Raw genomic sequence first — 12,236 nt, 5'->3', positions numbered from 1 at the left:
AATTATACTATTTAATTATCTCTCAATGGAATGTGACTTAACTCATCGATTTTTTCTTTCTTATAGGAGAATACCCATAAACCAAGCCCTACGAAAAAGACAAAGAAAATTAATAAAGATAAGATGGGATATATCGTCACACCATCAATTGTTTCTAAATTGTGTTTTACTTGTTCAAACATAACTTTTAATTTTTAGCAGTATTTTTAACTTTTATATCTGTCCCAAGTCTTTGCATATAAGCAATCATAGCTACAATTTCTCTTTCGTTCATTGGAACAAATTTTTCTCCTCTGGCTTCCGCTTTTTTCTTGCTTTCATCGTAGCTTTTCACAAAATCAGGATCATTTTTCAAGCTTTCTTCAATTGCAATAGCTTGTTTTCTTAAATCATCTAAACCACTTGCAACTTGAGCATCTGTATATGGAACACCAAGTGTAACCATTGCCTGCATTTTCTTTTGAGTCAAAGAAATATCCATTGGTTTATTATCAAACAACCATTTATAACCTGGCATAATTGATCCTGCAGATATACTTTGTGGACTCCAGAAGTGGTTAAAATGCCAATTGTCATTGTATTTTGCACCAACTCTTAATAAATCCGGACCAGTACGTTTTGATCCCCAAAGGAATGGATGATCATATACAAACTCACCCGCTTTCGATTGTGGTCCATAACGTTCTACCTCACTACGGAAAGGACGAACAGACTGCGAGTGACAACCTACACAACCTTCACGAATGTATAAATCACGTCCTTCTAATTCTAATGGAGAGTATGGTTTTACGCTTGCAATTGTTGGAATATTAGATTTAACCATTATCGTTGGTACAATTTGAATAACGCCTCCAATTAAAATTGCTACAGTTGCTAATATTGTCAATTGAATAGGTTTTCTTTCTAACCAAGGGTGAAATTTTTCTCCTTTTACTCTTCCAGAACTAATTCTTACTAAAGCAGGAGCTTCGGCTAATTCATCTTCAATAGTAGAACCTGCTCTTAAAGTTTGAACAATGTTATAAACTAAAGTTAGCATTCCAATCAAATAAAGAGTTCCACCAATAGCTCTCATCCAATACATTGGCATGATTTGAGTTACTGTTTCAAGGAAGTTACCATATGTTAAAGTTCCGTCTGGGTTAAACTGTTTCCACATAGAAGCTTGTAAAAAACCAGCTACATACATTGGAATTGTATATAATATAATCCCTAAAGTACCAATCCAAAAGTGAAAATTAGCCAATTTTAGTGAGTATAAATTACTTTTGGTCATTCTTGGAATCAACCAATAAATCATACCGAAAGCCATAAATCCATTCCAAGCTAATGCACCTACGTGAACGTGAGCAATAATCCAGTCCGTATAATGAGCAATAGCATTTACATTTTTCAGCGACAACATTGGCCCTTCAAAAGTGGCCATTCCGTAACCCGTAATCGCTACTACAAAGAATTTCAAAACAGGATCTACACGTACTTTATCCCAAACCCCTCTTAGAGTTAAAAGTCCGTTTATCATACCACCCCAAGATGGTGCTAGCAACATTATAGAAAAAGCAACACCTAAATTCTGTGCCCAGTTAGGCAACGCTGAGTATAATAAATGGTGTGGACCTGCCCAGATATAAATAAAAATTAACGACCAAAAGTGAACAATTGACAATCTGTAAGAATAAACCGGACGGTTAGCTGCTTTTGGAACAAAATAATACATCAATCCTAAGAACGGGGTAGTCAAGAAAAATGCCACCGCATTATGACCGTACCACCATTGAACCAAAGCATCTTGAACTCCTGCATAAACAGAATAACTTTTGAATGCTGAAACTGGTAATTCTAAATTATTAAAAATATGTAAAACTGCTACAGTAACAAATGTTGCCAAATAAAACCAAATCGCAACGTATAAATGTCGCTCTCTTCGTTTTATCATGGTTCCAATCATATTGATACCCATTACAACCCAAATTAAAGTAATTGCAATGTCGATTGGCCATTCTAATTCGGCATATTCTTTTGAAGAACTAAATCCTAAAGGCAAAGTGATGGCTGCAGCAACGATAATTAATTGCCAACCCCAAAAATGAACATTACTTAAAAAATCACTAAACATTCTCGCTTTCAGTAATCTTTGCAAGGAATAATACATTCCCGCAAAAAAAGCATTACCCACAAAAGCAAAAATAACGGCATTAGTGTGCAAAGGTCTCAATCTACCGTAACTTAACCATGAAATTCCATCGGTCATATTTGGGAAAAGAAACATAAAAGCTAATGTGAGTCCAACTAACATTCCTACCACACCGAAAAGAATAGTGGCGTAAATGAATTTCTTTACAATATTGTTATCGTAATAAAACTGCTGCATTTCCATAAATAAAAAAATTAAATGATTGAAAAATTTAAAAAATTTGTGTTGAATATCATAAAGTCTCCTGACTTTCGATTTTTGGATTTTCAACTTTCGGCTGTACTAACTCATCGTCAAATAGCATTCTGACCGATGGCGTATAATCGTCATCGTACTGGCCTGTCTTTACTGCTGTTATAAAAGCAATAAAAAAACCAATGGCAACAATTATACTGATGGAGATTAATAAATAAATGACACTCATACCTTAATTTGTGTTAACAAAGTTACTTTGACGTTTTCTAGTAAAATATGACATTTATCATACTTATTTTATTTGTTAAATATATGTGAAAAAAATCAGAAAATTTTTATTTTTTTTTACTTTTTATTTGCATAGTAACTGCTCATCACCGTTACAAAACTCACTATTGTTATCGTGCTCAACGGCATTATAATAGCCGCTACTAAAGGCAATAGATTTCCGGTAATGGCAAATGATAATCCCACTACGTTGTATAATAACGATAATGCAAAACTCATTTTGATTGTGGTAATGGAATTTTTAGATAATTTCAAGAAATAATTCAGTTTTTGAAATTCGCCAGCATCCAAAATAGCGTCACAAGCTGGCGAAAAAACATTCACATTTTCAGAAATCGAAATTCCAACATTGCTTTGCGCCAAAGCTCCGGCATCATTTAATCCATCACCAACCATCATTACATTTTTGCCTTTTTCCTGCAAATTTTTAATGAATTCGAGCTTTTGTTCCGGTTTCTGATTGAAAATCAATTTTGTGCCTTTCGGCAAAAGTTGTTCAAGAGTAGTACGTTCGCCTTCATTGTCACCCGACAGAACCATGATTTGATAATTAGTGCTTAAGTTCTTAAAAAGCGCTTCCAATCCTTCTCTGTATTGATTGTTAAAAACAAATTTCCCGTAATAAACATCATTTAACTTAATGTGAACCGATGTCTTCTCGCCAACCCTCTCCAAAGGCGAGAGCGACGAAACCGATAATGGCGGAGTACAAAATTCTTCGGAACCAATTTGAATTTGGTGACCAAAAATCTGAGCTAAAATTCCTTTACCGGTGATTTCTTCAAAAGCATCCACTTTCAACTTTTTGGAGTCATTTACTGATTTACTTTGTAAAATTGGAATCGGCAAATAATCATACAGCATGCGGCTCAACGGATGATTTGAAGCTCGTAATACGTTTTTTATTAGCAACAAATTTTCATCGGAAAGAAAAGTTCCTTCATAGGATATATTCGATTTTTTATTGGTGGTAATCGTTCCCGTTTTATCAAAAACAATCGTATCTACTTTCGCCAATTGTTCAATAACCAAAGCATTTTTGAGATAGAATTTCTGTTTTCCTAAAATTCGTAATACATTCCCAAAAGTGAATGGAGCCGTCAATGCCAAAGCACAAGGACAAGCAACAATAAGAACTGCAGTAAACACATTGAAAGCGATATTGGCATCAATAAAAATCCAATAGCCAAACCCTGCAAAAGCAATTAGTAATAAAATAGGCGTGAAATAACGACTGATGCTATCAGTAATCGTTTTGTGTTTTTGCTCCACGTTTTTTTGGAATACATCATTACTCCATAATTGCGTCAAGTAACTTTGGGAAACAGAATGTAAGACTTCCATTTCGATCACTTTCCCTATTTGTTTTCCGCCTGCAAATACCTTATCCCCGGATTGTTTTGTAATGGGAATTGCTTCTCCAGTAACAAAACTATAATCGATTTCTGCTTTTTCCGAAATTAAAATTCCATCAACCGGAATAAGCTCTTGATTTCTAATGAGCAGTCTGTCGCCTTTTTCAACTTCGTAGATCGCTACGCTTTCTTCGGAGGCATCAGTATTAATTTTGGTAATTGCTATTGGAAAATAAGATTTAAAATCTCTTTCGAAACTTAAAAAACTATAGGTTTTGATTTGGAACATTTTCCCTAAAAGCATAAAGAAAATCAATCCGGTTAAGCTGTCAAAAAAACCAGATCCGTAATCCATTAAAATATCAAACGTACTTCGCACAAACATCACAATAATTCCTAAAGCAATAGGAATATCGATGTTGAGCATTTTGGATTTGATACTTTTATAGGCCGAAACATAATAACCACTAGCCGAATAAAAGAAACTCGGCAAAGCTAAAACAAAAATCAACCAACGGAAAAATCCACGGTATTGATCCAGCCAATATTCTTTCACCTCAAAATATTCCGGAAACGAAAGCAACATGATATTTCCAAAACAAAAGAAAGCAACGCCAAGTTTATACGTTAAACTTCTATCTACATTATTACTTCCCGTTTCATAGTTTTCCAGACTAATGTAGGGTTCGTAACCAATAGAACTCAACAAATAAACAATCGTTTTAATAGAAACTACTTCCGGATTAAAAGTGATTCGGACTCTTTTTTCAGGAAAGTTCACCTGCGAAGTACTTATTCCTTTTTGAAGACGCTGTAGATTTTCCAAAATCCAAATACACGAGCTACAATGAATATGAGGAATGTTAAGTGAAATAATTGCGGTTGAATTTTCTTGAAATTCCAAAAGTTTGGATACAATACTTTCATTGTCTAAAAAATCATATTTACCATTAATGTCTTGCGGGGTTGCTCCAGGGGATTTTTCAAAATCATAATAGCAGGTCAAATCATTGAGACTAAAAATTTCGTACACGGTTTTACAACCATTACAACAAAAATTTCTCGCATCAAAAATAATTTCTTCTTCTTTTATAATATCTAAACCACAATGGAAACAGTTTTGTGTGTCCATAACTTTGCTCATTTTACCTAGAACAAAGGTCATCAATTGAATGAGTTAAAAATATGATATTTGTCATATTAAAGAGTTACTTTTGTACTTCCAATAAACCCCCAACAATTATGAGTAAATGCGAACAATGTATCGTAAGAGAATTTAGCTCTTTAAAAGCACTTACTAAAGATGAACTGGTAAAACTTTCTGACTGTAAAACATCCCATATTATTAAAAAAGGGGAGGTTATATTTGAAGAAGGTGAGAATGTGAATGGTATTTATTGTATAAAAGATGGTATCTGCAAACTGACTAAACTCAGTGCAAATGGTAAAGATCACATTGTAAAATTGGTTACAAAAGGAGAATTACTAGGCCAACGTTCCATGATTAGTGATGAACCCGTAAATCTAAGTGCTGTAGCGCTTGAAGACATGCAGGTTTGTTTTATTCCAAAATCAGAAGTGATGGGATATTTTGACAAGAACAATCAGTTTTCTATGAATGTTATGAAAACTATTTGTGGGGATCTAAAAGATGCCGATGACCATATGGTTAATTTAGCACAGAAAACTGTAAAAGAAAGATTAGCAGAAACGCTTCTTTATCTAAATGATACTTTTGGAAAAAATGAAGATAACTCTTTAAAAGTGCAACTTTCCAGAGATGAACTAGCCAGTATGATTGGTACTGCCACGGAAAGCTGCATCCGTTTATTATCAGATTTTAATAAATTAGGATTGATTGAATTGAATGGTAAAAAAATTGTTTTGAAAGACATTAATGCCTTAAAAAAACTAGCGGATTAATTCAATTTAGATCACTCTTTCTTATTCATCACAAAATAATACACCGGAATTCCCAGCGCCACAATACACAATCCCAATCCTGTATTGAATGTATCATAAATTAGTAAAGTGAGACAAATAGCTGATGTAACTACAATATAAATGGCTGGCACAACAGGATACCCAAACGCTTTATACGGCCTCTCGGTATTGGGTTCTTTTTTTCTAAGGATAAAAACTCCCAGAATTGTAAGGATATAAAACAACAATGATGCAAAAGTAGCATAGGTCAACAAATCTCCAAATTTTCCCGAAATACAAAGTACACAAGCCCAAATACATTGTACCCATAATGCTTTGGCCGGAACCTGATTTTTATTTAATTCAGTCGCTTGTTTAAAAAACAATCCGTCTTTTGCCATTGCAAAAAATAATCTTCCTCCCGAAAGAATCAAACCGCTGTTGCAACCAAAAGTGGAAACCATAATTAATCCAGCCATCACAAAAACGCCTACATTCCCCATAATCATACTTGCCGCGGCCGCTCCTACTCTGTCATTACTGGCAAACATGATTCCGTTACTCAAACTATCAGCAGCATTTGGATTTCCTTGCATTGGCAACAAAGCCAAATAAGCCAGATTTGCCAAAACATAAATAACGGTAACAATTAGAGTTCCAAGAAACAAACTTCGAGGAATATTCTTTTTAGGCTCTTTAATTTCACCTGCAATGAACGTCACATTATTCCATGCATCACTAGAAAATAACGAGTTAATAATAGTTGCACCAGCAGCACCCAAAATAGCCATTCCTGCTAATTTTGTCACCGTAATTGTTCCGTCAGGATTAACCACTGTTTTACTGGCTTCCCACATGTTTGCAAAATTATTAGACAAAACATCCGTTTGTAAACCAACATACAATCCTAAAATAATCAGCGCAAAAAGGGCAATTAATTTAGCCGAAGTAAAAATCAACTGAACTGTTTTTCCACTTTCGACACCTTTAGTATTAATGTAAGTAAGCAGAATTATACTAAAAATAGCCAACACTTTTTGGTATGAAAAAACAAATCCAGTACCAACCGTAAAAAGAGTTTGATCTAAAACAGGAAAGAAGATAGCGGCATAATTAGCAAAAGTAACGGCAATGGCAGCAATAACTCCGGTTTGAATCACCGTAAAAACAGTCCAACCGTAAAGGAAAGAAACTAATCTTCCGTAAGCGCGTTGTATATAAACGAATTGACCGCCCGCGTTGGGCATCATTCCTGCTAATTCTCCATAACTCAATGCCGCGGCAACAGTGATTAATCCCGTTACTAACCAAATTACCAATAACCAGGCAGCTGAACCAATATCTCTCGCCATGGCTGATGTAACAATGAAAATTCCGGATCCTATCATGGAACCGGCGACTAAACTCGTGGCATCTATTAATCCTAAAGAACGTTTTAACTCGGTTTTATTTTCTGACATTGGTGATTTACTTATTTAAAACTGGACACTAATCCCGAAGTATCGGAACTAAATATTACTACAACTTCTTCGCTTCTTCCCAAAAAACATCCATTTCAGCAAGTGTCATGTCCATTAATGGTTTTCCTAATTCACCCGCTTTACTTTCTAAATATTGGAATCGTTTGATGAATTTTTTATTGGTACGTTCCAAAGCATCTTCAGGATTTACATTCAGAAATCGGGCGTAATTGATCATCGAAAATAAAACATCGCCAAATTCGGCCTCAATTTTATCCTGATCACCCGCTTCAACTTCAACTTGTAACTCCTCTAATTCTTCTTGAACTTTATCCCACACCTGATGTGATTCTTCCCAATCAAAACCCACACCTTTTACTTTCTCCTGTATTCGGCTCGCTTTAACTAAAGCTGGTAAATTTTTAGGAACACCTTCGAGAACCGACTTTCTGCCTTCTTTAAGTTTCAGTATTTCCCAGTTTTGTTTCACTTCTTCCTCATCTTTCACCACCACATCGCTATAAATATGCGGATGACGATGAATTAGTTTTTCACTAATTTCGTTGCACACATCGGCCATGTCAAAATCGTTCGTCTCACTTCCTATTTTGGCATAAAAAACAATGTGGAATAACAAATCCCCTAATTCTTTTTTGACTTCATTTAAATCATTGTCTAAAATAGAATCACCTAATTCGTAGGTTTCTTCAATGGTCAGATGACGCAGCGTTTGCATAGTTTGCTTTTTGTCCCAAGGACATTTTTCACGCAAATCATCCATAATGTCTAGTAATTTTTCAAAAGCTTGCAATTGTTTTTGTCTTGAATTCATCAGAAATGGTTTTTGGTAAAAATAAAAAATCCTGCTCAGAAAATAGCTGAACAGGATTAAATATTATTTTAAAGTAAAATTACTATTTTTGAGTTTTTGCATTTTTGGCAGGAGCTTTAACATCTTCCACAACTGGAATTTCCTCTCCAACAACAGCAACCTCTTCTTCAACAGCAACAGCTGGTGCTTCGTCAGTCACTAATCCTTTTGCCTGAAGCATATTGTACCAGTTTAACACTTTTTTGATATCTGAAGGATACACTCTTTCTTCATCATAATCCGGTAAAATTTCTTTAAAATAAGCTGTTAATTTAGCGTTGTCTTCTTTATGGGATATTGCCGCGCCTTTATTTTCTTTGACCGCAATTTTTCGCATGATTTCAGCCAATGGCTTTTCACCTTCATACGTATAAATTGAAATTTCAGACAATAAACTCACATTGCTTTTTAAGTTTACTGTGATTTTTTTTCCGTCTGCCAATGATTCCGCTACAAAGCCAGTTCTTGTTTGCACTTTCAATACGTATAAACCCGGTTTCCCCGAAATGGCTAAAATTTTTTCTAAATTCATGTTTTGTGTAATTATTATTAAGAATTTGACTTATTTTTTTTTATTTAAAACCAAAAACCATACCAAGCGAAGCTGTAAATTTGTTTTACCTTCCCTTTTTGGCAAAAAATTTCATTCGATAATCTTGAAATGTTTTTCCTTCCAAAATGTTTTTAAGTTTCTTTTGAATCAATCGCTTTTTTAATGAAGATATTTTATCGGTAAATAAAATTCCTTCAATATGATCGTATTCATGTTGGATTACTCTGGCAATCAATCCGTCAAAAACTTCCGTTTTCATTACAAAATCCTCTTCGCAATATTCAATTGTTATGGTTGGATTTCTATACACATCCTCTCTAACATCTGGAATACTTAAACAGCCTTCGTTAAAACTCCACTCTTCACCTTCTTCTTTTATCATTTTTGCATTGATAAAAGTTTTTTTGAATCCTTTTAATTCTTTTTGTTCCGCATCTTCTAATTCTTCATCATCGCTAAAAGGAGTGGTGTCGATTACAAATAAGCGAAGTGCTAATCCTACTTGTGGCGCAGCAAGTCCCACACCATAGGCATTATACATTGTCTCGTACATGTTGACAATCGTTTCTTTTAAATTTGGATCTTCCGGTGAAAGAACTTCTCCTATTTTTCTTAAAACTGGATCGCCATATCCTATAATTGGTAAAATCATTCGTGTTGTATTAAGTATTGTCCACTGAAATTGGAATATGTTTCCTTTTCATTCAGTTTGCAAAAATAGTAAAAAAATAGACAATGAATAATCTGCCGTTAAATATTAGCTAATATTTACAATTTAAAACAAATCAGCTGCTTTTATTGTTTGTAGAATTCATACAAATCTTACCTTTGTGCCGATACAATGCTATGATTTACAAAATCCGAAAATTTACCGACAGCACTTATTTTACCAATGCTATAAAAGTAACTATAGCGGCAGTCATTCCCGTTGTGATATTTTCGTTTTTGGGTAAATTTGAAATGGGTTTTGCAATGGCTCTCGGTGCTTTTTTTACGTATCCCAGCGATATTCCAAGCAGTCTTAAACATAAAATTAACGGTATTCTTGTAACGGCTTTTCTGGTTGCAGGCATCAATTTGATTGTTAATATTGTGTACCCCTATTCTTGGATCTTCTATCCTTTTTTGGCGGTATTAATTTTCCTAATATCGATGCTTTCAGTTTATGGTCAACGAGCTACTATGGTTTCTTTTTCTGGTCTCATTGCCGTTTCATTAGCATTTGCAAGCATCAATTCCGGCTGGGCAATGGTGCTACATTCCGGATTAATACTTTCCGGCGGCTTGTTCTATCTGTTAATTTCGCTGATTTTTCATGGCATCAGACCGCATCGTTATATCGAATTACAAATTGCAGAATGCATTAAACTTACTTCAAAATATTTGAAACTACGAGGCGATTTATGGACTTTGAATGCAAATAAAAAATCTATCATTGAAAAACAATTGCATCTTCAGGTTGAACTCAATACCATTCACCAAAACATAAGAGAAGTGTTGATCAGCAGTCATACGACTTCAGGTTCTTCTCATCAAAATCGCAAAATGCTGCTGGTTTTTATTTCTTTGGTAGAAATTCTTGAACTGGCCTTATCCACAGCATTCGACCATGATAAATTACATCAAAAATTCGATGATCACCCTAGGGTTTTGCTCACCTATCAACGTTTAGCTTACAATTTGGCGGCTAATTTGAAGCAATTATCCAAAAGTGTCAAAAAACATATAAAATACATTTCTAAACACACTTTATTGAGTGATTTAAATTCCTTACAACTTTGCATTGCAGAGTATGAAAATGATTTGGGGAAAAATACTGCGTCTGAAGGGGTTTTTATGTTAACAACGATGCTCCAATATGCTGAAAAACAAGTAGAAAAAATAAAAATTGTCGAACGTGCTTTTACACTTGATTTTAATTCTCAGGATTTGAAAGGAATCGACAAGGACTTAGAAAAATTCTTAACGCCTCAATATTATCCGCTAAGCACGCTGACCCAAAACCTGAGTTTCTCCTCTACTATTTTCAGACATTCCTTGAGATTAACCATAATATTAATGCTTGGATTTATTATTGGAAAATTTCTGCCGTTCCACAATGTATATTGGATTTTACTGACCATAATTGTAATCATGAGACCTGGTTATGGTTTGACAAAAGAACGTTCTTTTCACCGAATAATTGGTACGGTGATAGGCGGATTAATTGCTTTTGGAATTCTTTTCATTGTAAAAGATAACATTGTTATCAGCATTCTTTCCATTCTTTGTATACTGTTGGGATTTTCTTTCACCCAAATAAATTACAAAGTAAGTGCCATTTTTGTCACCATGTATGTTGTTTTTATTTATGGATTAATGACGCCTAACATTGGTGATTTAGTTCAATATCGAATACTTGATACTGTTGTTGGCGCCGCTTTAGCTTTTTTGGCAAATCATTTTTTATGGCCTTCCTGGGAGTTTTTAAATATCCCAGTTTACTTAGAAAAATCGATTAAGGCAAACCAAGATTATTTAAAAGAGATTTCTATCTTTTACAATAAAAAGGGAAACATTTCTACTTCATATCGTTTGGCTCGGAAAAATGCTTTTATTGAAATTGGAAATCTTATGGCTTCGTTTCAAAGAATGGTTCAAGAACCTAAATCAAAGCAAAAACAATTGCCACAAGTATATAAACTGACCGTTCTAAACCATTCCTTATTGTCCTCGTTAGCTTCTTTAGGCACTTACATCCAATCGCACAAAACTACGACCGCCTCTGAAGCGTTTAATGTCGTGGTCGATACTGCCATTAAAAACTTGCATAATGCCATTGCAGTCCTCAAAGAAAACAATTTAGAACTCAAAGTAAACCTTCCGCAAGAAGATTTAGCGATGCGATTTACAGAGCTGAAGAACATCCGGGAAAAAGAATTAAAAGAAAGAATTCCTATCGATGAGGAAGCGTTTAAACTGAAAATGCAGGAAGCGCAATTAGTAATCGAACAATTAATCTGGTTGACTAATTTATCAGAAAATATATTGAAAACGATAAAAATACTGAAAGATTCGTAAAGAAAAAGGCGCTGAAATTAGATACAATCTAAAATTCAGCGCCTTTTATTTATTGCTAGATTCAAGTTATAAATGCAACTTTTTGATTAAACATATAATTTGGTGTTTCAAAATTAAATCTTTTTCTTGGACGGTTATTTAACTTCTCTTGAATTTCTATAATTCTTTCATTGGATATCTCTTCAAAGGATGTTGATTTAGGTATATACTGTCTGATAAGTCCATTTAGATTTTCGTTAGCTCCTCGTTCCCAAGGACTATATGGATTCGCAAAATAAAAATCAATTTCTAGTGCTGTTGCTATATCTTGATGCATTGCAAATTCTTTGCCATTATC

The 12,236-nt window shown here is 34.3% G+C and carries 11 protein-coding genes; 2 read left to right on the top strand and 9 right to left on the bottom strand.

The window, feature by feature from the left end:
* Positions 1 to 11: 11 nt before the first annotated feature.
* From BMZ76_RS15090 to BMZ76_RS15075, 4 genes are all read right to left on the bottom strand, one after another.
* Positions 12 to 182: a cbb3-type cytochrome oxidase subunit 3 gene (locus tag BMZ76_RS15090; protein WP_091208938.1), complete on the bottom strand. Its 171-nt coding sequence runs from the start codon at positions 180 to 182 to the stop codon at positions 12 to 14.
* A gap of 5 nt (positions 183 to 187) precedes the next feature.
* Positions 188 to 2,377 carry a cytochrome-c oxidase, cbb3-type subunit I gene (gene ccoN / locus BMZ76_RS15085; protein WP_091208935.1) on the bottom strand — a complete coding sequence of 730 codons (2,190 nt, stop codon included), beginning with the start codon at positions 2,375 to 2,377 and terminating at the stop codon, positions 188 to 190.
* A gap of 49 nt (positions 2,378 to 2,426) precedes the next feature.
* The gene (gene ccoS / locus BMZ76_RS15080) at positions 2,427 to 2,618 is read right to left on the bottom strand and encodes a cbb3-type cytochrome oxidase assembly protein CcoS (RefSeq protein WP_091208931.1); all 192 of its coding nucleotides are present in this window, start codon (positions 2,616 to 2,618) and stop codon (positions 2,427 to 2,429) included.
* A gap of 116 nt (positions 2,619 to 2,734) precedes the next feature.
* Positions 2,735 to 5,164, bottom strand: coding sequence for a heavy metal translocating P-type ATPase (locus tag BMZ76_RS15075; protein WP_091209019.1), 2,430 nt, complete (start codon positions 5,162 to 5,164; stop codon positions 2,735 to 2,737).
* Between the two features lie 110 nt (positions 5,165 to 5,274).
* Here BMZ76_RS15075 and BMZ76_RS15070 point away from each other — a divergent pair, with 110 nt between their 5' ends.
* A complete protein-coding gene (locus tag BMZ76_RS15070) occupies positions 5,275 to 5,955 on the top strand; it encodes a Crp/Fnr family transcriptional regulator (protein ID WP_091208927.1) in 681 nt (226 codons plus the stop codon).
* Positions 5,956 to 5,966: 11 nt separating this feature from the next.
* Here BMZ76_RS15070 and BMZ76_RS15065 read toward each other — a convergent pair whose 3' ends face one another.
* The 4 genes from BMZ76_RS15065 to def all read right to left on the bottom strand — a co-directional run bounded on the left by BMZ76_RS15065 (position 5,967) and on the right by def (position 9,491).
* Positions 5,967 to 7,415 (bottom strand): APC family permease, encoded by a 1,449-nt coding sequence (locus BMZ76_RS15065; protein WP_091208923.1) that lies wholly within the window; start codon positions 7,413 to 7,415, stop codon positions 5,967 to 5,969.
* A 58-nt stretch (positions 7,416 to 7,473) separates the two neighbouring features.
* A complete protein-coding gene (gene mazG, locus BMZ76_RS15060; protein WP_091208920.1) occupies positions 7,474 to 8,247 on the bottom strand; it encodes a nucleoside triphosphate pyrophosphohydrolase in 774 nt (257 codons plus the stop codon).
* Between the two features lie 82 nt (positions 8,248 to 8,329).
* A complete protein-coding gene (locus BMZ76_RS15055) occupies positions 8,330 to 8,818 on the bottom strand; it encodes a DUF5606 family protein (RefSeq protein WP_091208917.1) in 489 nt (162 codons plus the stop codon).
* A gap of 85 nt (positions 8,819 to 8,903) precedes the next feature.
* A complete protein-coding gene (gene def / locus BMZ76_RS15050; RefSeq protein WP_091208914.1) occupies positions 8,904 to 9,491 on the bottom strand; it encodes a peptide deformylase in 588 nt (195 codons plus the stop codon).
* Between the two features lie 194 nt (positions 9,492 to 9,685).
* On the opposite strand from def, the gene BMZ76_RS15045 reads away from it, so the two are divergent.
* Positions 9,686 to 11,899, top strand: coding sequence for an FUSC family protein (locus tag BMZ76_RS15045; RefSeq protein ID WP_091208910.1), 2,214 nt, complete (start codon positions 9,686 to 9,688; stop codon positions 11,897 to 11,899).
* A gap of 61 nt (positions 11,900 to 11,960) precedes the next feature.
* Here the strand turns inward: BMZ76_RS15045 and BMZ76_RS15040 are convergent.
* A partial coding sequence (locus BMZ76_RS15040; RefSeq protein ID WP_143071108.1) for an IS30 family transposase occupies positions 11,961 to 12,236 on the bottom strand: 276 nt, incomplete at its 5' end.

This window comes from Flavobacterium xueshanense, assembly GCF_900112975.1.
In the GTDB taxonomy this organism is placed as follows: domain Bacteria; phylum Bacteroidota; class Bacteroidia; order Flavobacteriales; family Flavobacteriaceae; genus Flavobacterium; species Flavobacterium xueshanense.
This window is presented reverse-complemented; position numbering and strand designations above follow the sequence as displayed.

Coding starts and splice junctions, on each gene's coding strand:
- BMZ76_RS15065 (WP_091208923.1), bottom strand. CDS start 7,415: ATGTCAGAAAATAAAACCGAGTTAAAACGTTCTTTAGGATTAATAGAT.
- BMZ76_RS15075 (WP_091209019.1), bottom strand. CDS start 5,164: ATGGACACACAAAACTGTTTCCATTGTGGTTTAGATATTATAAAAGAA.
- BMZ76_RS15070 (WP_091208927.1), top strand. CDS start 5,275: ATGAGTAAATGCGAACAATGTATCGTAAGAGAATTTAGCTCTTTAAAA.
- mazG (WP_091208920.1), bottom strand. CDS start 8,247: ATGAATTCAAGACAAAAACAATTGCAAGCTTTTGAAAAATTACTAGAC.
- BMZ76_RS15090 (WP_091208938.1), bottom strand. CDS start 182: ATGTTTGAACAAGTAAAACACAATTTAGAAACAATTGATGGTGTGACG.
- BMZ76_RS15045 (WP_091208910.1), top strand. CDS start 9,686: ATGATTTACAAAATCCGAAAATTTACCGACAGCACTTATTTTACCAAT.
- BMZ76_RS15055 (WP_091208917.1), bottom strand. CDS start 8,818: ATGAATTTAGAAAAAATTTTAGCCATTTCGGGGAAACCGGGTTTATAC.
- ccoN (WP_091208935.1), bottom strand. CDS start 2,377: ATGGAAATGCAGCAGTTTTATTACGATAACAATATTGTAAAGAAATTC.
- ccoS (WP_091208931.1), bottom strand. CDS start 2,618: ATGAGTGTCATTTATTTATTAATCTCCATCAGTATAATTGTTGCCATT.
- def (WP_091208914.1), bottom strand. CDS start 9,491: ATGATTTTACCAATTATAGGATATGGCGATCCAGTTTTAAGAAAAATA.